20 protein-coding genes and 1 pseudogene are annotated in these 20,776 nt (G+C 73.4%); 10 read left to right on the top strand and 11 right to left on the bottom strand.

Annotated elements, in window-relative coordinates:
* Positions 1-180 precede the first annotated feature (180 nt).
* The gene (locus tag HGA03_RS03715; protein ID WP_168628927.1) at positions 181-1,341 is read left to right on the top strand and encodes an AI-2E family transporter; all 1,161 of its coding nucleotides are present in this window, start codon (positions 181-183) and stop codon (positions 1,339-1,341) included.
* A gap of 222 nt (positions 1,342-1,563) precedes the next feature.
* Here HGA03_RS03715 and HGA03_RS03720 read toward each other — a convergent pair whose 3' ends face one another.
* On the bottom strand, positions 1,564-2,493 hold the full coding sequence (locus HGA03_RS03720; RefSeq protein ID WP_168628816.1) for a pseudouridine synthase: 930 nt from the start codon (positions 2,491-2,493) through the stop codon (positions 1,564-1,566).
* A gap of 9 nt (positions 2,494-2,502) precedes the next feature.
* Complete coding sequence (locus tag HGA03_RS03725; RefSeq protein WP_168628818.1) at positions 2,503-3,066, bottom strand: TetR/AcrR family transcriptional regulator; 564 nt, start codon at positions 3,064-3,066, stop codon at positions 2,503-2,505.
* 22 nt (positions 3,067-3,088) lie between these two features.
* Here HGA03_RS03725 and HGA03_RS18705 point away from each other — a divergent pair.
* Positions 3,089-4,093, top strand: a pseudogene (locus tag HGA03_RS18705) (MFS transporter); the annotation flags it as partial.
* Positions 4,094-4,205: 112 nt separating this feature from the next.
* On the opposite strand, the gene HGA03_RS03730 reads toward HGA03_RS18705, so the two are convergent.
* Positions 4,206-5,132, bottom strand: coding sequence for a 2-hydroxyacid dehydrogenase (locus HGA03_RS03730; protein ID WP_168628820.1), 927 nt, complete (start codon positions 5,130-5,132; stop codon positions 4,206-4,208).
* A 237-nt stretch (positions 5,133-5,369) separates the two neighbouring features.
* Here HGA03_RS03730 and HGA03_RS19540 point away from each other — a divergent pair, with 237 nt between their 5' ends.
* Positions 5,370-7,634: an InlB B-repeat-containing protein gene (locus tag HGA03_RS19540; RefSeq protein ID WP_168628821.1), complete on the top strand. Its 2,265-nt coding sequence runs from the start codon at positions 5,370-5,372 to the stop codon at positions 7,632-7,634.
* 137 nt (positions 7,635-7,771) lie between these two features.
* Here the strand turns inward: HGA03_RS19540 and HGA03_RS03740 are convergent, their stop codons facing one another.
* The 5 genes from HGA03_RS03740 to HGA03_RS03760 form a co-directional block, all read right to left on the bottom strand.
* Positions 7,772-8,713, bottom strand: coding sequence for a siderophore-interacting protein (locus tag HGA03_RS03740; RefSeq protein WP_168628822.1), 942 nt, complete (start codon positions 8,711-8,713; stop codon positions 7,772-7,774).
* A gap of 51 nt (positions 8,714-8,764) precedes the next feature.
* Positions 8,765-9,862: a VIT1/CCC1 transporter family protein gene (locus tag HGA03_RS03745; protein ID WP_168628823.1), complete on the bottom strand. Its 1,098-nt coding sequence runs from the start codon at positions 9,860-9,862 to the stop codon at positions 8,765-8,767.
* A 3-nt stretch (positions 9,863-9,865) separates the two neighbouring features.
* Positions 9,866-10,231: a hypothetical protein gene (locus tag HGA03_RS03750; protein ID WP_168628825.1), complete on the bottom strand. Its 366-nt coding sequence runs from the start codon at positions 10,229-10,231 to the stop codon at positions 9,866-9,868.
* A 21-nt stretch (positions 10,232-10,252) separates the two neighbouring features.
* Complete coding sequence (locus tag HGA03_RS03755) at positions 10,253-11,230, bottom strand: TIGR03557 family F420-dependent LLM class oxidoreductase (RefSeq protein ID WP_168628826.1); 978 nt, start codon at positions 11,228-11,230, stop codon at positions 10,253-10,255.
* Between the two features lie 855 nt (positions 11,231-12,085).
* Positions 12,086-12,949, bottom strand: coding sequence for an SDR family oxidoreductase (locus HGA03_RS03760; RefSeq protein WP_168628827.1), 864 nt, complete (start codon positions 12,947-12,949; stop codon positions 12,086-12,088).
* Between the two features lie 154 nt (positions 12,950-13,103).
* On the opposite strand from HGA03_RS03760, the gene HGA03_RS03765 reads away from it, so the two are divergent.
* The 7 genes from HGA03_RS03765 (at position 13,104) to HGA03_RS03795 (ending at position 17,665) form a co-directional block, all read left to right on the top strand.
* Positions 13,104-13,478, top strand: coding sequence for a winged helix-turn-helix transcriptional regulator (locus tag HGA03_RS03765; RefSeq protein WP_168628829.1), 375 nt, complete (start codon positions 13,104-13,106; stop codon positions 13,476-13,478).
* 169 nt (positions 13,479-13,647) lie between these two features.
* Entirely contained in the window at positions 13,648-13,932 is a 285-nt protein-coding gene (locus HGA03_RS03770) for a hypothetical protein (protein ID WP_168628830.1), read from the top strand.
* Positions 13,933-14,094: 162 nt separating this feature from the next.
* Positions 14,095-15,036: an FKBP-type peptidyl-prolyl cis-trans isomerase gene (locus HGA03_RS03775; RefSeq protein WP_168628831.1), complete on the top strand. Its 942-nt coding sequence runs from the start codon at positions 14,095-14,097 to the stop codon at positions 15,034-15,036.
* A gap of 84 nt (positions 15,037-15,120) precedes the next feature.
* On the top strand, positions 15,121-15,597 hold the full coding sequence (locus HGA03_RS03780) for a DoxX family membrane protein (RefSeq protein WP_168628833.1): 477 nt from the start codon (positions 15,121-15,123) through the stop codon (positions 15,595-15,597).
* A gap of 58 nt (positions 15,598-15,655) precedes the next feature.
* Complete coding sequence (locus tag HGA03_RS03785; protein ID WP_168628834.1) at positions 15,656-16,246, top strand: class I SAM-dependent methyltransferase; 591 nt, start codon at positions 15,656-15,658, stop codon at positions 16,244-16,246.
* Positions 16,247-16,286: 40 nt separating this feature from the next.
* Entirely contained in the window at positions 16,287-16,910 is a 624-nt protein-coding gene (locus tag HGA03_RS03790; protein WP_168628835.1) for an L-threonylcarbamoyladenylate synthase, read from the top strand.
* Positions 16,911-16,918: 8 nt separating this feature from the next.
* Positions 16,919-17,665 (top strand): uracil-DNA glycosylase, encoded by a 747-nt coding sequence (locus HGA03_RS03795; RefSeq protein WP_168628836.1) that lies wholly within the window; start codon positions 16,919-16,921, stop codon positions 17,663-17,665.
* Positions 17,666-17,685: 20 nt separating this feature from the next.
* Here HGA03_RS03795 and HGA03_RS03800 read toward each other — a convergent pair whose 3' ends face one another.
* From HGA03_RS03800 to HGA03_RS03810, 3 genes are all read right to left on the bottom strand, one after another.
* The gene (locus HGA03_RS03800; protein WP_239073583.1) at positions 17,686-18,261 is read right to left on the bottom strand and encodes an LOG family protein; all 576 of its coding nucleotides are present in this window, start codon (positions 18,259-18,261) and stop codon (positions 17,686-17,688) included.
* 144 nt (positions 18,262-18,405) lie between these two features.
* Complete coding sequence (locus tag HGA03_RS03805; RefSeq protein ID WP_168628837.1) at positions 18,406-18,957, bottom strand: hypothetical protein; 552 nt, start codon at positions 18,955-18,957, stop codon at positions 18,406-18,408.
* The coding region (locus HGA03_RS03810) for an Ig-like domain-containing protein (protein WP_247601781.1) at positions 18,954-20,776 on the bottom strand (1,823 nt) is incomplete at its 5' end. The genes HGA03_RS03810 and HGA03_RS03805, both read right to left, overlap by 4 nt.

The following is a 20,776-nucleotide window of genomic DNA, read 5'->3' on the forward strand; positions in this document are numbered from 1 at the left end:
ACTAGAGGGCATTTCCAGAAATGAGCAACAATCCCGATCCCCGCATTTTCTGGAACGGCTGTCCGGCCGTCATTCATCGGATCGCCGAACTCCCCGATCCGGCTGCCCACCGGGCGAGCTCGGTCCCGTCCCCGTAATCTCGCTGCTCACGGGCCCGAGGCGAGGAGAGTGAGCGCGCGGATGTGGTGGGCGAGACGACCCAGGACCGAACCGGAGCGACCGAGCGGCGGACCGGTCGACCCTGCCGCACCCCGCGCGGGCGCGCTGTGGGCGGACGACTTCGGCCGGATCGCCACCCGGTCGGTGCAGGCGCTGGCCCTGATCGCACTGGTCACCGTGGCGGTGTTCGCCCTGACCCGGCTCACGCTGGTGGTGATCCCGGTGCTGATCGCCCTGGTGCTGGCCAGTGCGATCCACCCGCTGGTGTCCTGGCTGCGCCGGCACCGCTTCCCGTCGATCCTGGCCACCTGGGCGGCGCTGCTCGCGATCGTCGCGGTGTTCGCCGGGGTGATGACCGCCGTGGTCTACGCGGTGGTGGACCAGTGGCAGGACCTCGCCGACCAGGCGGTCGCCGGGCTCGGCGAACTCCAGGAGTCGCTGCGCCACCTGCCGTTCGAGATCTCCGAGCAGCAGATCCAGGACGCCCAGGACACGGTCACCGGCTTCTTGACCTCCAGCAGCTTCGGCGCGGGGGCGATCGCCGGGTTCTCGGCCGGGGCGAACTTCGTCACCGGCGCGGTGCTGACCTTCGTGGTGCTGTTCTTCTTCCTCAAGGACGGGCCGCGGATCTGGGAGTTCCTGCTCCGGCCGTTCGAGGGTGAGGCCTACGCCCGCGGCAAGCGGATCGGGGGCCGCACGGTCAGCACGATGGGCGGTTACGTGCGCGGCACCGCCATCGTCGCCGCGGTGGACGCAATCGGGATCGGGGTCGGCCTGGTGATCATGGGCGTGCCGCTCGCGATCCCGCTGGCGGTGCTGGTCTTCCTGCTGGCGTTCATCCCGCTGGTCGGCGCCACGCTGGCCGGGGTGCTGGCCGCGCTGGTGACCCTGGTGGCCAACGGCTGGGTGGACGCGCTGATCGTGGTGGCGATCGTGATCGCGGTGAACCAGTTGGAGGGGAACCTGCTGCAGCCGGTGGTGATGGCACGGTCGCTGGCCCTGCACCCGCTGGTCATCCTGGTCGCGGTCACCGTCGGCACCGTGCTGGCCGGGATCACCGGCGCCGTGCTGGCCGTGCCGGTGGCGGCGTCGCTGTGGGGTGCGGTGCAGGTGTGGAACGGCCCGGACCAACCCGCCCGGCCGATGCAGCGCAAACGGCTGGAGACCTCCGAGGGGCGCTGACTCAGCGCCGGACCGCCGGCAGCTTCCCGCGCCGGCGCACCCGCTGCACCAGGGTGCCCGCACCGATCACGGCGCACACCACGGCGAACTCCGCCAGCACGATCAGCACCTGCCAGGACACGACGACTCCTCCGTTGTTGGCTACTGTCCCCCATGCTCGCGCGCCTGGCGGCCCGGCCACATCGGCCCACGGGCGTATCTCCGGCTACGCCCTGAGACGGATCACCCCTGCGGCGCGATCGGCAATCGCCGCGCGCTGCGGAACTCCCGCTCCGCACCGTCCACCGGGTCGGTGAACCGCAGCCGCCCGGCGAGCAGCTGCAGCGGCCGGCTGAAGTCGTCCACCGGAACGTCCTGCACCACCGGGTACAGCGGGTCGCCGAGGATCGGGATGCCCAGCCCGTTCAGGTGCATCCGGAGCTGGTGGGTCCGCCCGGTGCGGGGCGAGAGCCGGTACAGCCCGGCCCCGTCCACCTCGCCCTCCCACTCGATCAGCGTCTCGGCGTTCACCGGCGCGCCGGGCACCACCCGGGCCTGCAGCCGGCCGCGCTCCTTGTCCAGGTGGTCGCGGACGATCAGCGGGAACGCCAGCTCCGGCCGGATCGGCGCCAGTGCCCAGTAGGTCTTGGTCATCGCCCGGTGCTCGAAGGCCGACTGGTAGGCGCCCCGCCAGCGCCGCTCGGTGGCCAGCATCACCAGCCCTGAGGTGACCCGGTCCAACCGGTGCAGTGGGGACAGCTCCGGCAGCCCGAGCTCGGCGCGCAGCCTGACCACCACGCTCTGGGTGACGTGCCGCCCGCGCGGGATGGTGGACAGGAACGGCGGCTTGTCCACCACCACCAGGCGCTCGTCCCGGTGCACGACGTGGATCGTCCCGGGCACCTCGGGTTCCTCGCGCAGGTCGCGGTGGAAGAACACGAAGACGTGCGGCCGGAACGGGTCGCCGGCCCGGACCACCCGGCCGTCCTCGGCGACGAACCGGCCCTCGGCCAGCATCGCGTCGACCTCCACGTGCTCCGGCAGCCGGTGGTGCAACCAGTCCGCCATCGTCGGCCAGGGCGTGGCCTCCGGGCGGGAGCGGTCGCGGTCGGGGGTGCGCAGCCAGGCGGCGCTCAGGCCGTGACGGGGCGGGAGCGGGGAGCGGGGCGGCACGGGCCGATGCTACGGGCGCGCGGCGTCGATCACGGCCGCGGCGACCGCCCGGGCGGTGGCGGTCCCGGTGCCGGGTTCGCGCAGCCGCATCGCCAGCGCGCCGGTCACCACCAGCAGCAGCCGTTCGGCCAGGACGGCCGGGTCGCCGGTCAGGGGTGCGGCCAGCTCGGTCAGCCGGTCGCGCAGGGTGTCGGTGTCCAGCCGGACGGCGGCGGCGACCTCGGGCGGGGCGTCGGCGTACTCGGCGGCCGAGCCCAGGAACGCGCACCACCGGGCGGCACCGGTCCGGCTCCGGAACTCGTCCAGCGCGTCGAAGACCGCGAGCAGCCGCCCGCGGTCGGTGTCCTGCGCCGCGATCGCCCGGTCCCAGCTCGCCTGCCAGTCCTGATGCCGCCGGTCCAGGGCGGCCGCCACCAGCGCCTCCTTGGACCCGAAGCCCCGGTACAGGGTGGCGGTGGACACCCCGGCCCGGGCCAGCACCTGGTCCACCGGAGTGGCGGCGATGCCCCGGGTGAAGAACAGCTCCTCGGCGGCGTCGAGCAGCTTCGCCTCGGTGCGGATGCGGATAGGCATGACGTCATCCTAAGGTCGAGAAGTGAAACGCTCGTTGTCGTTCTTGATCGCCTCCGCCACCGCCCTGATCGCCGCCAGCTATGGCCTGGTCCGGCTGGCGTATGGCCTCTACCTGCCCGACATGCAGCGTGAGCTGGGCTTCGACGCCGGGACGGCCGGGCTGATCTCCGCCGGGGCGTCCCTGGTCTACTGCCTGGCCGCAGCGATCGGGTTCCTGGCCGGCGCCCGGCACCCGCGCGCCCTGGTGGTCGCCGCCGGGATCACCGCCGCGGTCGGCTGCGCCGCGATGGCGCTGGCGCCCGGGCCCGGGATGCTGGCCGCCGGTGCCGTGCTCAGCTCGGCGGCTGCCGGGTTCGCCTCCCCGGCCGTGGTCGCCCTGGTGGAGCGCAACACTCCGGCGACGGCCCGGGACCGGGCCCAGAACACGGCGAACGCGGGCACCGGACCGGGGCTGGTGGTCGCCGGGCTGCTGGCCCTGGCGCTGCTCCCGCTGTGGCGGGCCGGGTGGCTGGTCGCCGGGATCGTCACCGCCGTGGCCGCCGTCCTGGTGCTGGCCGGGGACCGGCGGCGCGGCACCGGGGCGCCCGCGCGCGCCCTCCCGCCGGCCGGCTGGTTCGCCGGCCACCGCGCCCCGCTGGCCGCTGCGCTGCTGCTCGGCGCCGGGTCGGCCGCGGTCTGGTCCTACGGGCGCAGCCTGCTGGCGGGTGCCGGGTCGCCGGGCAACGGGTCCACCGTGGCCTGGATCGCGCTCGGCGCCGGCGGTGCGGCGGTGCTGCTCACCAGCCGGTGGACGGTGCGGTTGCCGGTGCGGACCGCCTGGTGGCTGACCGGCGGCGCGGTCGCGATCGCCACCCTCGCCCTGCCCGGCGCGGCGGACCGCCTGGTGGTGGCGGTGGGCGTCTGCGCCCTGTTCGGCTGGGGATACACCGCAGCCACCGGCGTGCTGATCAGCTGGACCGCGCGGATCGACCCGGGCCGGGCGGCGACCGGGACCGCCGCGCTGTTCGTGACCCTGGTGCTCGGCCAGGCGATCGGGGCGGCCGCGGCCGGGGCGCTGTCCGGGGGTGGGCCCGCGTTCGCCGCCGCCGGGGTCGTCGGGCTGGCCGCCGCGGCGATCGGGTGGTGGGCCCGGATACCGGTCAGTGCAGGGTCACCCGGTTCGCCAGGGGACGCCCCTCGGCCAGCCGGGTCGCCTGGTCGCGCACCAACCGGGCCAGCCGGCCGGCCATCGTCGTCGTCCGTCCCGCCACGTGCGGGGTGAGGATCAGCCCGGGCGCGGTGCGCAGCGGGTGGTCGGCGGGCAGCGGCTCCGGGTCGGTGACGTCCAGCGCCGCCCGCACCCGGCCCGCGGTCAGCGCCGCCAGCAGCGCCTCGGTGTCCACCACCGGTCCCCGGGCGACGTTCACCACCAGCGCCCCGGCGGGTAGTGCCGCCAGGAATCGGGCGTCCACCAGGTGCCGGGTCGCCGGGGTCAACGGCACCGCCAGCACCACGACGTCCGCGGCCGGCAGCAGCTCCGGCAGCTCAGCCGCCGCGTGCACCCGGCCGTGCTCGTCCTCCCGGGCCCGGGTGGCACAGCGCACGATCTCCACCTCGAACGGCGCCAGCCGGCTGCGGACCGCCTCGCCCACGCCGCCGGTGCCGACGATCAGCACCCGGCGGCCGATCAGCCCGGGCGCCAGGTCCTGCCGCCACTGCCCGGCCCGCTGCTGGTCGCCGAACGCCGGGAGCTCCCGCTGCGCCGCCAGCACCAGCGCCACCGCGTGCTCCGCGGTCGCCCCCTCGTGCACCCCGGCGGCGTTGCAGAACACCACCTCCGGCACCAGGTGGTCGGCGACCCGGTCGTAGCCCAGCGCCAGGCTCTGGACCGCACGCACCTCCAGCCCGGCCAGCGCGTCCAGCACCGGTGCCGGGGCCATGTACGGCATCACCACCAGGTCGAGCGGGCCCGCCGGTGCGCCGGACCGCTCGGCCAGGTCCCAGACGGCGTAGCGGATCCCGGACGGCGGCGGACCCAGGCGGTCCAGCAGATCGGCATCGGGCACGGTCACGGTCAGAGCGGGCACGGCGGACCTCCACGGGTGGGTTCACCGGACAGCATGGCGCACCCCGGCGAGCTCGTGGGTGGCGGTCGACACCCACTCACGCCGCTGCGGCCACCCAGGAAACCGGGGAGTGCCACCTACGACACCCTCGCCCCTCAGGCCTGTCCCCATGAGTGCCCCGCGCGGCCGGGCGTTACTGGCATTCCGGGGCGAACAGCCGTCTGCCCCGGCCTCAGACCACCGAGCAGGAGCTGCACCGTGGGACGTCGACTCACCACCCTGGGCGCTGTCATCGGCGCCGTCACCCTGGGACTCGGCGGTGTCGCCGCGGTCCCCCAGACCGCGCACGCCGCCGACCCGGTCACGGTCGCAACGGTGGCGGAACTCCAGACCGTGGTCGCCTCGGCCGCGGTGGACACCACCATCACCCTGGCCGCCACGTTCCCGGAGACGCTGCCGTCCACCATCACGCTGACCGCCGCGTCGGGTGTCGCCATCGAGATCGACGGCGGCGGGCGCACGCTCTACCCCGCCGCCAGCGGCCCGCACCTGACCGCCACGGTCTCCGGCACCGGATCCTTCACGCTGAGGAACCTCGTTTTCACCCTGCCGGGCGGGTCCTCCGCGGGCAACGGCGGGGTGCAGATCACCCAGAACGACTCCGCCGAGGTCACGCTGTCCGGCCTGGACCTGACCGGGCTGCGCACCACCGCCCTGGTGGTCAGCGGGGGCAGCAGCGGCGACCTGACCGTCACCGACTCCTCGTTCACCGGCAACACCGCCTCCAGCGCGGCCGCCCTGCTGTTCGGCCGCTACTCCGCCACGGCGACCAGCCTGTTCCAGCGGACCACCTTCGAGGACAACACCGGCACCAGCGGGTCGGGCTACTCCGGTGGCGCGGTCCGGGTGAACGCCAACACCCTCGGGACGCTGGTGTTCGAGGACTCCGCCTTCATCGGCAACCAGTTCACCGAGGGCGGCACCCAGCCCCGCGGCGGCGCGATCGCGATGCACAACTCCAGCGTGCAGCTGCACCTGATCAACGACTACTTCGCGCGCAACACCACCGCCTCGACGAGCACGCCGGCCAACGCCGACGGCGGCGCGGTCTCCGCCTTCAACTCGTCGGCGTACACCAACGGGTCGATCTTCGTCGACAGCAGCACCTTCGAGGAGAACGAGGCAGAGGACGACGGCGCCGCGCTGTTCATCGAGGGCCGCTCCGCCACCTCGGCCGGCCCCTACGCCAGCCAGATCGTGGTGCAGAACTCGACCTTCATCAACAACCGCTCCGGGAACTACACCTCGGACTCCGGTGGCGTCATCCAGGCGTCGCTGCGGTCCCAGGTCACCCTGGAGCACAACACCTTCGTCGGGAACACCAAGGCCATCAACTCCGGCGTCGACGTCGGCGGTCACCTCGGGTTCGACAGCGGCGGCATCCAGTCGCCGAAGCTCACCGCGACCAACAACATCTTCACCCGGGCCACGTCGGTGCACACCACCTACGTCTCCTGCACCACCAACGTCGGCTGCACGAACAACGCGGTCACCATCGCCGCGGCGGATGAGGCCCAGCTGCTGCTGGACGTCTTCGGCACCGCCACCCCGACCGCCACCGCGAACGGCACCACCGCGATCGCCGGCGATGCACGGCCGGGGCGCACCACGCACCCGGTGACCACGGTCCGGATCGCCCCGCCGCTGACCTCGACGGCCCTGACCGCGTACCAGGCCGGCACCACCGCGACCAGCCTGGTCTCGGACGGTCGCGGCGTCGGCTTCAAGGCCCTCCCCGACTCCGGCAGCCTGGAGATGGAGTACGTGAAGTTCGACCAGGCGACGAACGGCGGCAGCTGGTCCGGCCAGACGCCGACCTTCCCGCAGGGTGACAGCTACTTCACCGGCACCGACGCGGCCACCGGGTGGTACGAGGTCGCCAACCCCGGCACCACGGTCACCTTCCCGCCCGACCCCACCCCGCCGGCGCTGCACTCCTTCACCGGCTGGTTCACCGAGCCCACCGGCGGCACCCAGGTCACCGACGCCACCGCCGCGGGCCAGACGCTCTACGCCCAGTTCGCCCCGCTGACCTACACCGTCACCTTCGACTCCGCCGGTGGCAGCGCGGTCGACCCGGTCACCGGCATCACCCCCGGCGACCCGGTCACCGAGCCCGCCGACCCGACCTACCCGGGCCACACCTTCAACGGGTGGCTGCTCGACGGGGCGCCCTACGACTTCAGCAGCCCGGTGACGCAGGACTTCACGCTGGTGGCGTCCTGGACCCCGGTGCCGCCGGTCGACCCGGAGCCGGAACCCGACCCGGAACCGACTCCCGATCCGACCCCGGACCCGACCGTCCCGCCGACCCCGGTCACGCCGGACCCGCCCAGCACCACGGTGATCAAGCCCGGACTGGCCGTTACCGGTCCGGCCGCGGTGGCCGGGATCGCCCTGGGCGCGGTGCTGCTGATCGGCGCCGGCACCGCAGCGGTCGCCGCACGACGGCGACGCGGCTGAACATCCCGGTGGGTGGGCACACACACCCACCCACCGGGTCGCGGTGCCGCCGACCGGCTGCACGCGCACACGGCGAGGGGCCCCACCGTGATCCGGTGAGGCCCCTCGTCATGTCGTTGTGGTGGTGTGGCCGCGGCTCAGTTCTCCGCGCGCCCCTCGCGCCAGTACCCCATGAACGCGACCGCCTTGCGGTCGACGCCGCACTCGCTGACCAGGTGCCGGCGCAGCGCCTTGATCGCCCCGGCCTCGCCGGCCAGCCAGGCGTACAGCGCGGCGTTCTGGCGCAGCGGGCGACCCTCGGCGTCGACCGGGAGCTCCCAGAGCAGTCCGTTCTCGATGTCGACGTCCTCCAGCTCGATGCCCTCGGGGCGCGGGGCCTCCAGCGGCATCAGGCGGACGCAGGCGGCCTGGACGGCGGGCACCAGGCGGGAGCCGTGCGGTGCGCCGTCGCGGGGCAGCCAGGTCACCGCGATGCCCTCGGGCGTCCGCAGGTCGAGGAAGTCGCCGGACAGCGGGACCTCGAGCACAACCTCGCCGCGGGCGTCGGCGGGCAGGCGCTCCAGGATCGCGGCGATCGCCGGGACCGCGGTCTCGTCACCGGCCAGCAGCAGCCGATCGGTGTGCGCGGGCGGGACGAAGTCGATGCCACCGGCGGTGCCGTCGTGCTCGGCGTTCGGCCCGAGGATGGCGAGCGGGTCGCCGACCCGGGCCTCGGTGGCCCAGCGCGAGGCGGGGCCGGTGGAGCCGTGCAGCACCAGGTCGACGTCGATCTCACCGAGGTGCTGGCGGACGGCGCGCACGGTGTAGGTCCGGATCGGGTGCCGGACCTCCTCGGGCAGCTCGCGCCACTCGGTGTACCAGTCGGCACCGCTTGGCAGGGTGTCGTAGCCGCAGGGTAGCGGGAGGAAGAGTTTGATCCGCTGGTCGAAGCCGTTGTCGGCGAACAGGTGCAGGTCGTCCCCGGTGAAGGTGATCCGGCGGAACGACGGGCACATGTCCTGGATGCGCGAGACCCGGACGTCGAAGGTCCGGAACGGCAGGGCGGTCGACTGGGTGACCTCGGCGGCAACTGCGGTCATGGGCTCAACGGTAAGGGCAGGCATACCTATCTGGAAGCAGTGTGACCCAGATCACGCGACGGTGGTGCCGAATGCCAGGCCGAGCAGGTAGGTCGCCGCGGCGGCGCCGAAGCCGATCGCGAGCTGACGCAGCGCCCGCTTGCCGGGTGAGGCGCCGGACAGCACCCCGACGGTCGCGCCGGTGCCGAGCAGGGCCACGCCGACCAGGCCGCTGGCGAGCGCGACCGCGGGCAGGCCGGACATGCCGAACAGGTAGGGCAGCACCGGGATCAGCGCGCCGGAGGCGAAGAAGCAGAAGCTGGACACCGCGGCGGCGACCGCGCTGCCGACCGTCTCGTGCTGGTCCGGCTCGGGGAGGTCGGTCTCCGCGGTGGTGAGCGCGCGCTCGGCCGGGAGCTCGTGCGCGATGTCGTTCAGCACCACGGCCGCCCGGGCACTGGCCGCCTCCGGCTCCATCCCGCGGGCGCGGTAGACCAGGGCGAGCTCGTTGGCGTCGATGTCCAGCCGGCCGAGGGCGGCGCGGGCCTCCGGGCTGGGGCGGGCGGCGTCCAGCAGTTCGCGCTGCGACCGGACCGACACGTACTCACCGGCACCCATCGACAGCGCACCGGCCAGCAGCCCGGCCAGTCCGGTGAACAGGACGGTCGAGGCGCCCACCCCGGACGCGCCGATGCCGAGCACCAGCGCCAGGTTCGACACCAGACCGTCGTTGGCGCCGAAGACCGCCGCGCGGAACGTGCCGGAGATCCGGCTGCGACCGCGGATCGCCAGCGCCCGGACCACCTCGCCGTGGATCCGCTCGTCCGCAGCCATCGAGGCGGTGGCGTCGGCATCCTGCTCGTACTCGCTGCGCGCCTCGGCCCGCTGCGCCAGCGCCAGCACGAACACCCCGCCGAACCGCCGCGCCAGCCAGGCCAGCACCCGCGAGCGGATGTCGCCGGCCAGCGGCCGCCCGGCCCGGTCGCCGAGCAGCGCCTCCCAGTGCGCCTCGTGCCGGCCCTCGGCCTCCGCGAGCGCCAGCAGGATGTCCCGCTCCTCACCGGTCCGGCGGGAGGCCAGGTCGCGGTAGACGGCGGCCTCGGCGCGCTCGTCGGCCAGGTACCGCCGCCACCGGCGGACCTGTCGGGCAGTGGGGGCGGTCGGCGTCATGGGTCAATCTTCCCAGGGCGGCGCCTCGTCGAGTTTCGCGTAGTACTTCGCCAGGTGGCTGCGCACCCGGTCGCGGTCCTTCTCCGGCAGCTTCACGCCACCACGCGAGCCCTGCATCACCGCGGCGGCGGCGAACACCCCGCGCGGCACCGCGTACAGCCGGCCGTCGATCACGTCCGCGATCAGCAGCTTGTACCCGGTGAAGTTGTCCTTGGCGTCGGCGTCATACCAGACGTGCGCGTCCCGGTACCGCTGGTTCGGCCCGTCCTCGGCCTTCGCCCAGCGCCGGACCCGCTCCTCGGCGGCGGCACCGTCCCAGTCGCAGTCGCGGTCGGCGAGCGGCAGGTCCTGGAATGCGGTGACGGCCATGATCTCGTCCTCCTCGGGTGATCAGTTCGACGGCGCGGCGGAGCGCAACTTGTCCAGCAGCGGCCCGGCGGCCTCGTCCAGGAACCGCTGCTGCGCGGCATCCCCGATCTGCACCAGGGCGATGTCGGTGAACCCGGCCTGCCAGTACGCGGACACCGCCTCGACGATCGCGTCCAGATCCGGGCCGCACGGGATGGTCTGCGCCACGTCCTCGGGCCGGACGAACTGGGTCGCCGCGTCGAAGGCCTCGGTGGTCGGCAGGTCGGCGTTCACGTGCCAGCCGCCGGCGAACCAGCGGAACTGCTCGTGCGCCCGCTGCCGAGCGACCTCGGCATCCGGGTCCCAGGAGATCGGGATCTGGCCGATCTTCCGCGACGGGCCGGGGTGCACCTCGTCCCACTTCTGGATGATCCCGGCCTCCGGGTCCGTGGCCACCAGGTGATCGGCCAGCGGGGCGAACCGGGAGATCGACTGCGCACCGGACACCGCGACCGCCAGCGGGACGCCACCGTCCGGGAGGTCCCAGAGCTTCGCCGAGTCGGTGCGGAAGTGCACCCCGTCGAAGGTCAGCCGCTCCCCGTCCAGCAGCGACCGGATGATCTCGATCGCCTCCGCCAGCATGTCGTGCCGCTCTCCGACCGCCGGCCAGCGCTCGCCCACCACGTGCTCGTTCAGGTTCTCCCCCGCCCCGAGTCCCAGGGTGAACCGCCCGTCGGACAGCACGCCGAGGGTCGCCGCCTTCTGGGCCACCACCGCCGGGTGGTACCGCATGATCGGGCAGGTCACGTAGGTCATCAGGTCGACCCGGGAGGTCACCTGGGTCACCGCGCCCAGCAGCGACCAGGCGTAGGGCGCGTGCCCCTGCTCGTCGATCCACGGGAAGTAGTGGTCGGAGCTCACCTCGAAGTCGAATCCCACCCGCTCGGCCGCGGCGGCGTAGCCCACCAGCTCCTTCGGCCCGGACTGCTCGGTCATCAGCGTGTACCCGAATCGCGTCATACCCCGAGCCTCACGCCGCACCCCGACTCCCGCACCTCGGCACGGGCTGGTTCTGGCGGTTCGGGCGTTTTGCCCGGGGGCGGCCTGTGCCGAGGGCGCAGTACGCGGTGGCGCCGGGACGCTTCGGGCAACGCGAACTGCGCCCTCGACGATGCGCAGCCGGTCAGCCCAGGCCCGGCCGGGCTGCACGGCCCTTGCGCGGCCACGGAGGCCGACCGCCTCACGCCCGCGCGGCTCTGCGCGGCCCACCGGCCCACCGGCCCAGCGCGGCCCAGCGCGGCTCTGCGCGGCCGAGCGCGGCCACGAATGCGGAGAAACTGCGACCCTTCGGGCGGTTTGCCCCGCAGCTTCTCCGCACTCGTCGCGCCGAGGGCGCAGTTCGCGTTGGGCCCGGGGCGATTCGGGCGACGCGAACTGCGCCCTCGACCAGGTGGCACGCGCACAGACGCGCGGGTCCCAGTGCGGGCAAGGCCACACGCGCGCGACCCTCGCGCGGCCACGAATGCGGAGAACCTGCGGCCCTTCGGGCGATATGTCCCGCAGCTTCTCCGCACTCGTCGCGCCGAGGGCGCAGTTCGCGTTGGGCCCGGAGCGATTCGGGCGACGGGAACTGCGCCCTCGGTGCGTAGCGGGTCGGGCCGACGCCCGGGCGGCCGGGAGCCCGCGTGCCCCGGGCACCCGGGTGCAGGCCAGCCCGCGCGGGGCGAGTCCAGGCCAGCCCGCGCCGGGCGAGTCCAGGCCAGCCCGCGCCGGGCGAGTCCAGGGCCCGCCCAGCGCCGCGCCGCGCAGCCAGTCAGGCCGAGGCGCGGGGTGCGCGCAGCCGGTCAGGCCGTGGCGCCGGCCACCCGCAGCCGGTCAGCCCTCGGCTCGCGCCGCACGCAGGGCGTCGGCCAGGGGCGTCGTGGGCCGCCCGATCAGCGCCGCCAGCTGCCCCGTGGTGTCGGCCAGCTCCCCGGCGGCGGTGTTCTGGTCCATCGCGAGCAGGAACCCGATCGTGCCCTCGTCGAGTCCGGCGGCGGCCAGCAGCTCGCGGTGCTCGTCGACGGTGACCCGGCGGTACTCGACCGGGCGGCCGAGCACCTCGGTGGCGGCGGCGGCCAGGTCGTCGAAGGTCCAGGCCTGGTCGCCGGAGAGCTCGTAGACCGCACCCTCGTGACCCTCGGTGCGCAGCACGACGGCGGCCGCTGCGGCGTAGTCGTCCCGGGTGGCGGAGGCGACCCGGCCGTCCCCGACCGCGGCGACGATGGTGCCGGTCTCGGCGGCCTGGGCCAGGTCGCCGAGGTAGTTCTCGGTGTACCAGCCGTTGCGGAGCAGGGTGATCGCCAGACCGGAGTCGCGCAGCAGCTGTTCGGTCTCGACGTGCTCGGGGGCGACCGGGAGGGTGGTGCGGTCGGCGTGCAGCACGGAGGTGTAGACGATCCGGCGCACCCCGGCGGTGACCGCGGCGTCGATGGCGTTGCGGTGCTGGGCGGTGCGCCGGCCGACCTCGGAGCCGGAGACCAGCATCAGGGTGTCGGCCCCGGCGAACGCGGCGACCAGGGTCTCGGGGCGGGTGTAGTCCGACTCGACCACCCGGACGCCCTGCTCGGCGAGGTCCGCGATCCGCTCGACCCGGCGGCCGGTGGCGGTGATCTGCCCGGCGGGCACCCCGTCGGCGATCAGGTGCTGGACGATGAGGCGGCCGAGCTGGCCGGTGGCCCCGGTGACGACGATGGACATGGGTGTTCCTCCTGGTGATCGGGCCGGTCGATCCCGGCGACCAGCGACAACGCGCGCCCGCACCCGTTCCCTTCCGAATCGCCGGTACCCACTTTGCGGTCAGGTACTGCCCCACCGGTAAGCATCGAGGCCAGCGCGGCGTAGAGTCGCGGACATGACCGTGACCGACTCCCCGCGGACCCTGCTGGCCGAACTGATGGTGGACGGCGTGCTGCCGGCGAGCTGTCCGAGCCGGGTGGTGCTGGACCACATCTCCAGCCGGTGGGGGGTGCTGGTGCTGGTCGCCCTGGCCGAGCGGGGTCAGCGCTGGGGCGAGCTGCGCCGCACGGTGGAGGGGATCAGCGAGAAGATGCTCGCCTCCACGCTGCGCACCCTGGAACAGGACGGCCTGGTGCACCGGGAGGCGCAGCCGACGATCCCGCCGCGGGTGGACTACTCGCTGACCCCGCTGGGCGAGGAGCTGGCCGGGGTCCTGCTGCCCCTGGTCGGCTGGGTGGCCCGGAACGCGCCGCGGATCGTGGCCGGCTGAGGGTGGTACTCAGTCCGCGGTGACGCACCACTCAGGTCTACGCAGATCGCCAGGAGTGCGCTCCGATCACCACCCAAGTCGCCGCCTGTCCCGCATCGCCGGCCGCCACGGCCCGAAGACTGGGGGTTGTCGCGGCACCCGGCCGCGTCCCGAGCCGCGGAGGTGGACGATGCCCAGGGGTCCCCAGACCACGATCCGGGTCGACCTGCCTGCCGCGCACCGTGGCGTGGTCCCGCTGTCCGCTGACCAGGCCGCCCAGCTCTACCAGGCCCTGCGCCAGCTCGACCAGTGGCAACGGGCCAGTGCCCGGGACGGCGCCCCGGTGGACGTCGACCAGGAGTGCCGGACCCAGGCCGCGCTGCTGATGGTCGAGATGATCGCCGCCCGTGGTGGCGAGATCTCCCAGGAGCTGGCCTGCGTGCTGGCCTCGCTGGGCCTGGCCCGCCTGGGCTGACGACCGGAACGGTCCCCTGGGCCACCGATCAACTCTGTCTGGGCCGGCGACCGCGCCCCGTCCCGCCCGGCCCGTTCGTCACAGACACCCGGTCTACCATCGATCCCGCCCGGGCCTCGGTGCCATCCGCCGACCGCCCTGCCCCCGACGTGAGGACCTCTCGTGCGCCGTACGGCTGCCGCCATCATCGCCGCCACCCTGTTGCTCGCCGGATGCGCCTCCGGCGGTGACGAGCCGGACCCGACCAGCAGCACCAGCACCGCGGACCCGTCCGCCTCGGCCGACGCCCTGGCCGCGCTGGACGAGGTGACCGTCACCGGCGATCCGGGCACCGAGCCGGAGATCACCGCCGACTGGCCGTTCACCATCGACACCGACGCCGCCACGGTGCTGGACGAGGGCGACGGAGCGGAGATCGCCGACGGTCAGCTGGTCAGCCTGCACCTGCGCGCGGTCAGCGGCCAGGACGGCTCGGACCAGGGCGGCACCTACTCCGGCACCCCGCAGAGCTACTGGATGAGCGCCGAGGCCGGCACCAGCGGCCTGCCCGAGGTCCTGAGCGACGCGCTGACCGGCCAGCAGGTCGGGGTCCGGGTGCTGTACGCCGGCCCGCGCACCCTGGACTCCGGCGAGGAGAGCGCGCTGATCTGGGTCGTGGACGTGACGGCCACCCAGGACGTGCTGGACGCCCCCGAGGGTGAGGCGGTCGCCCCGGCCGAGGGCCTGCCGACCGTGACCCTGGCCGAGGACGGCGAGCCGTCGATCACCCCGGTGGACGGCGACGCCCCGACCGAGCTGATCGTGCAGCCGCTGATCAAGGGCACCGGCCCGGAGGTCACCTCCACCGGCACCGTGGTGGCCAACTACAGCGGCTGGCTGTGGGACGGCACCTCCTTCGACTCCTCCTGGTCGCGCGGCGCCCCGACCGCCTTCGGCCTGAACCAGGTGATCGCGGGCTGGACCCAGGGCCTGGCCGGGCAGACCGTCGGCAGCCAGGTGCTGCTGATCATCCCGCCGGACCTGGGCTACGGCGACGAGGACCAGGACTCGATCCCGGGCGGGTCGACGCTGATCTTCGTGGTCGACATCCTGGCCGGTAGCTGACGGGCGCGGACGCGGCGATCGCCGTAGCGTCGGGGTACGGGGACGACCTCCTCGTACCCCATCCGCTCCGACGAGGGAGAGCACGTGAAGCTCCGCCATCTGCCGCTCCGACTGGGAGCCGGCGCCTACATCCTCAACTCCGGCCTGGACAAGCTGTCCGCCTCCGACGACGCCGCCGCGAACTATCACGGCATGGCGGCGAACGCCTATCCGGTGCTCAAGAACGTCGACCCCAAGACCTTCACCACGGTGCTCGCCGGCACCGAGGTGACGCTGGGCGCCGCACTGCTGGTCCCGGTGCTGCCCAAGACCTGGGTCGCCGCGGGATTCACCGCGTTCTCGGCCGGGCTGGTCGGCCTGTACCTGCGCACCCCGGCGCTGCACCGCGGTCCGGGTGACATCCGGCCGAACCCGGACGGCATCGGGGTGGCCAAGGACGTGATCATGCTCGGGGCCGCCGCCGGCTTCCTGCTGGACACCCTGGGCTCGAAGGCCAAGAAGGCCGGCAAGAAGGCCTCCAAGAAGGTGTCGAAGCAGACCGGCAAGGTCCTGCACCACTGAGGGCCGGTGGGGCGGGGCTACGCTCGGCCTCACCCCACCCGACCCTCGGAGGACACCCATGCGCCGGCCCACCCGCTGGGAGCAGATCGGACTCAGCAACCCGGACCGTTCGGTCTGGTACGTCGAACGGTTCCGCGCGATGGCGGCCGAGGGTGCCGACCTGGCCGGTGAGGCCCGGATGATCGACGCGATGGTGCCGCGCGGCTCGCGGATCCTGGACGCCGGTTGCGGCCCGGGCCGGGTCGGTGGCGAGCTGGCCCGGCGCGGGCACACCGTGGTCGGCGTCGACGTGGACCCGCTGCTGATCGAGACCGCCCGGGCGGACGAGCCCGGCTCGACCTGGCTGGTCGGCGACCTCGCCGAGCTGGAGCTGGACCAGAGGTTCGACATCGCGGTGATGGCCGGGAACGTGCTGACCTTTATCGCGGAGGGCACCGAGGTCGAGGTGTTGCGCCGGATCGGGCAGCACCTGGAGCCGGACGGGCGGCTGGTGACCGGCTTCGGCGCCGGGCGCGGTTACGCCTTCGAGCAGCTCACCGTGGACGCCGAGGCGGCCGGACTGCTGATCGATCACCGGTTCGGCACCTGGGACCTGCGGCCGTTCGGACCGGAGTCGGACTTCCTGGTGGCGGTGCTGTCCCGGGCCTGAGTGCCGTGCCCGGGCCGGCGGTCCGGCCTACGCTCGGGGGATGGCCCGCTACCTGGACGTGCACCCGCAGAACCCGCAGCCCCGCGCGCTGGCCCAGACGGTGGCCGCCCTGCGGGACGACGACGCCCTGATCGCCTACCCGACCGACTCCGGGTACGCGCTGGGCTGCCGGATCGACTCCCGCACCGGCCCGGACCGGATCCGCACCCTGCGGCACCTGGGCGACCGGCACCACTTCACGTTGATCTGCAGCGACTTCGCCCAGCTCGGCCAGCTGGTGCACCTGGACAACGGGCCGTTCCGTGCGATCAAGGCCGCGACCCCCGGTCCGTACACCTTCATCCTGCCGGCCACCAAGGAGGTGCCCCGGCGGCTGGCGCACCCGAAGAAGAAGACCGTCGGCGTGCGCATCCCGGACGACCGGCTGGTGCAGGCGCTGCTGCGCGAGCTCGGCGAACCCCTGCTGTCCAGCACCCTGATCCTGCCCGGCGAGGACGCCCCGATGACCGACGGCTGGACGGTCAAGGAGGAGCTGGACCACCAGGTGGACGTGGTGATCGACACCGGCGAGTGCGGCACCGAGCCGACCACGGTGATCGATTGGTCGGAGGGCTTCCCCGAGGTGGTCCGGGTCGGCGCCGGCGATCCCGACCGCTTCGCCTGAGCCGGGCGATGACCGCCGAGCGCTCCCCCGACGACCCGGACTGGCCCGCCGTCACCGCCCCCGCCGCCCTCGACCTGCTGGAGCTGGACGGCTCGATCGCGGAGTGCCGGGCCTGCCCGCGGCTGGTCGCCTGGCGCGAACAGGTCGCCACCGACAAGCGCGCCGCGTTCCGGGACCAGACCTACTGGGGCCGCCCGGCGCCCGGCTTCGGCGACCCCACCGCCGGGATCCTGATCGTCGGTCTGGCCCCGGCCGCGCACGGTGCCAACCGCACCGGCCGGATGTTCACCGGCGACCGGTCCGGCGACTTCCTGTTCGCCGCGCTGCACGCCGCGGGCCTGGCCAACCAGCCGACCAGCACGCACATCGACGACGGGCTGCGGCTGACCGGGGTGCGGATCACCGCCCCGGTGCACTGCGCCCCGCCGGAGAACAAGCCCACCCCGGACGAGCGCCGGCGCTGCGGGCCGTGGCTGTCGCGCGAGCTGGAGCTGGTCCGGCCGCGGGTCGCAGTGGTGCTGGGCGGGTTCGGCTGGGACGCCCTGCTGCGCACGCTGGCGGAGCAGGGCTGGGCGGTCCCCCGGCCTCGCCCCCGGTTCGGGCACGGGGCGGAGGTCACGCTCCGGCGGGGCGAGGCGTCGCTCACCCTGCTGGGCTGCTTCCACGTGAGCCAGCAGAACACCTTCACCGGACGGCTGACCCCGGCGATGATCGGCGCGGTGCTGGACCGGGCGCGCGAGCTGGCGGGGGTCTGAGCCGGGGCGGCCCGGAACGCTCAGGCGCGCCAGGTCGTGGCCGGCGTCCGCCAGGACGCCAGCACCGAGGTCAACTCCGCCGGGCCCTGCGCCACCACCAACGATTCCTGGTAGCCCGGCGACAGGAACCCGGCGGTCGCCATCGACTCGACGGCACCGAGCAGCGGCTGCCAGAAGCCCGCCACGTCGTAGAGCGCGACCGGCTTGTCGTGGAAGCCGAGCCGCTGCCACGTCCACACCTCGAAGAACTCCTCCAGGGTGCCCGCACCGCCGGGGAGTGCCACGAAGCCGTCGGCGAGCTCCGCCATCCGCGACTTGCGGGCGTGCATGTCCGGCACCACCTCCAGGGTGGTGATCCCGCGGTGCGCGAGCTCCCGTTCCATCAGGGCCTCCGGCATCACCCCGGTCACCCGCCCGCCGCCAGCGAGCACGGCGTCGGCGAGCGCGCCCATCATGCCCACCGTGCCACCGCCGTACACCAGCTCGATCCCGGACTCGGCCAGCCAGCCACCCAGTTCGGCGGCGACCGCCACGTACCGGGGGTCGAGGCCCGGGGCGGCACCGGTGAAGACGGTCAGGCGCTGCAGCGTACTCACGTCTCCCGACAGTAGGCGCGCCCGGCCAGCCACCGGTGACCAGGCGCGCCCGCCTGGGTGGACTACTCAGGGCAGCGGACGACCGCCGGGCGGACACAAGACCCCCGGACCCTGACGGCCCGGGGGTCTCGCGTGTGAGATCGGTCAGCGCGGAGCGATGGTGTAGGCCACCACCGGCTTGCCTCCCGACTCCTTCATCACCAGGGTGACGCCGTACTGGCCCGAGATGAGCGAGTAGGAACGCACCCCATCCCGCTGCACCTCTCCCGACCGGACGAACCCGGCTTCCTCCAGGATGGTCAGGGCGGCTTCCTGCTGGTCGGATCCGGAGACCTCGACCATCGCGGTGTACGCCCGGTCACCCAACTGCCGGGACTCGACGAGTGTCCCCTCTGCCAGTGGGATCTCGGTCGGGAACCCGGATGCCACGGAGACGGTATCCCGCTCCTCGGTCGCGGTATCCGCCCCACCGAAGACGAGCCAAGCCAGGACACCCGCGGCGATGAGCACCACGACGCCGACCAGCCAGAGCACCCAGCGGGGCCGACGGGACGTGCTGCCCGTTCCGGGTGTGTCGGCGCCCGAACCGCGACGTCGCGCTGTTGTCTCGGGGGAGTCGGCCCGGGGGCGCGTCACGTCCCCCGCCCCGGGGGCGCCGGCCTCAGCCGACGCCCCCACCGAGTGAACCTCGGTCATGCCTGCTCCTCCTTCTGCTGGCGCCGGCGGAGCGCGAGCAGGAGTCCACCGGTCAGCAGCAGTGCCGTCACCCCGGCAAGGCCCATGACCAGCTCGCTACCGGTGATGGCGAGCGAACCGACCACGACCGGCGGAACCACCGGCGCGACGACCCGGAGCGGAGCTGATCCTTCGGCCTTCGACTCCAACCCGTTGACCACGACCTGGTGGTCACCGGCCGCCGCGTTCACCGGAATGGTGATCGTGGCCTGAACCGTGCCGTCGGCGCTCGTGGTCACCTCAGCGACCCGGACCGGGGTGGAGTGCAGCCAGATCTCGGCGGCCTCGTTCCCGGCCAGGCCGGTCGCGGTGACGACCAGGTCGTCGCCGGCGGTGACCTCGTCCTTGGACAGCGTCACCACGACCTGGCGCTTGACCGTCACCCGGACCCGCTCGGAGACATTGCCGGACTCGTCGACCACCTCGACCTCGATCTCCGAGCCCGGACCCTGGGGCGGGTCCAGCACGATCTCGAACCGGCAATCCTCACCAGCGGTACCCGTGCCGATCAGGTTGCCCTCGGAGTCGTACACGTTGACCGTGGAGCCCGGCTCGGCACACCCGGTGACCTTGTCGCCCTCGGTCTCATCGACCACGGGCGGCTCGGGAGCCACCGCGTCCACCGTCACCGAAGCCGGGTCGGACACATTGCCCGCAGCGTCGGTCGCCACCGCGGTGACCACCAGACCGTCCGGCAGCGCCGGGTCGAACGGCACCCGGAACTCACCGGTCGTCGCGTCCGCCACGACCGTCCCGAGCACCGCACCGTCCGGTCCGGTGAGGGTCACCGTCGAGGCCGGCTCGGCCGAACCCGACACATGGGTGCCGTTGCTCGGCTTGAGCACCGGGGCGTCCGGGGCAACCCGGTCCACCACCACCATCGACTGGTCACTCATGTTGCCGGTCGCCACGATCGCGATCGCGCCGACCACGGTGCCATCCACCAGCGCCGGATCGAACGGCACACTGAACGCACCCTTCTCATCGGCAACCACAGTGCCCAGCTTCTCGCCGGTGACGACCCGGGTGAGTTCGACCGTGGCACCCGGCACCGTGGTGCCGGAGATGGTCGACCCGTTGGACGGGTTCAGTGCCGGCGGGGCCGGACGGGAGGTGTCCACGACGACGGAGGCAGGGTCGGAGACGTTCCCGGCCGCGTCGGTGGCCACGCCGGTCACGACGAGACCGTCCGCCAGGGCGGGCTCGAACTCGCAACCGAACACACCCGAGATCCGATCCGCGGTCACGGTGCAGAGCACCGTCCCCGTCGGGTCGGTCAGGGTGACCGTCGAGCCCGGCTCGGCAGTACCACTGACACTCGACCCGTTGGACGGGTTGAGGACCGGTGCGTCCGGAGCGGTGGTGTCAATCTCCACGCCCACCGGGTCGGACTCGTTCCCGGCCGGGTCGGTGACAACGACCTCAGCCTTGTCACCCTCGGTCAGCGGGGTCTCCGGAGTGAACGTCCAGGAACCACCACCGTTGTCAGTCCACTCACCAGGAATGGGCTCACCGGTCTCGGGGTCAACGATGGACGGCGTCGCGCCCTCCTCAACACCCTCAACCTCGACCTTCTCACCCTGCGTCGGCGGAACCACCGGAGCGTCCGGAGCAGTGGTATCCACCACCACGCCCACCGGGTCGGACTCGTTCCCGGCCGGGTCGGTGACAACGACCTCAGCCTTGTCACCCTCGGTCAGCGGGGTCTCCGGAACAAACGTCCAGTTACCGTCGCCGTTGTCAGTCCACTCACCAGGAATGGGCTCACCGGTCTCGGGGT

The sequence above is a fragment of the Cellulomonas denverensis genome (assembly GCF_012396125.1).
Taxonomy (GTDB): Bacteria; Actinomycetota; Actinomycetes; order Actinomycetales; family Cellulomonadaceae; genus Cellulomonas; species Cellulomonas denverensis.

What these genes read in the sequence shown, in the direction of transcription:
- HGA03_RS03715 (WP_168628927.1), top strand. Translation starts at nt 181, where the DNA reads ATGTGGTGGGCGAGACGACCCAGGACCGAACCGGAGCGACCGAGCGGC.
- HGA03_RS03755 (WP_168628826.1), bottom strand. Translation starts at nt 11,230, where the DNA reads ATGACGCGATTCGGGTACACGCTGATGACCGAGCAGTCCGGGCCGAAG.
- HGA03_RS03805 (WP_168628837.1), bottom strand. Translation starts at nt 18,957, where the DNA reads ATGACCGAGGTTCACTCGGTGGGGGCGTCGGCTGAGGCCGGCGCCCCC.
- HGA03_RS03740 (WP_168628822.1), bottom strand. Translation starts at nt 8,713, where the DNA reads ATGACCGCAGTTGCCGCCGAGGTCACCCAGTCGACCGCCCTGCCGTTC.
- HGA03_RS03790 (WP_168628835.1), top strand. Translation starts at nt 16,287, where the DNA reads ATGGCCCGCTACCTGGACGTGCACCCGCAGAACCCGCAGCCCCGCGCG.
- HGA03_RS03785 (WP_168628834.1), top strand. Translation starts at nt 15,656, where the DNA reads ATGCGCCGGCCCACCCGCTGGGAGCAGATCGGACTCAGCAACCCGGAC.
- HGA03_RS03750 (WP_168628825.1), bottom strand. Translation starts at nt 10,231, where the DNA reads ATGGCCGTCACCGCATTCCAGGACCTGCCGCTCGCCGACCGCGACTGC.
- HGA03_RS03760 (WP_168628827.1), bottom strand. Translation starts at nt 12,949, where the DNA reads ATGTCCATCGTCGTCACCGGGGCCACCGGCCAGCTCGGCCGCCTCATC.
- HGA03_RS03770 (WP_168628830.1), top strand. Translation starts at nt 13,648, where the DNA reads ATGCCCAGGGGTCCCCAGACCACGATCCGGGTCGACCTGCCTGCCGCG.
- HGA03_RS03725 (WP_168628818.1), bottom strand. Translation starts at nt 3,066, where the DNA reads ATGCCTATCCGCATCCGCACCGAGGCGAAGCTGCTCGACGCCGCCGAG.
- HGA03_RS03765 (WP_168628829.1), top strand. Translation starts at nt 13,104, where the DNA reads ATGACCGTGACCGACTCCCCGCGGACCCTGCTGGCCGAACTGATGGTG.
- HGA03_RS03795 (WP_168628836.1), top strand. Translation starts at nt 16,919, where the DNA reads ATGACCGCCGAGCGCTCCCCCGACGACCCGGACTGGCCCGCCGTCACC.
- HGA03_RS03745 (WP_168628823.1), bottom strand. Translation starts at nt 9,862, where the DNA reads ATGACGCCGACCGCCCCCACTGCCCGACAGGTCCGCCGGTGGCGGCGG.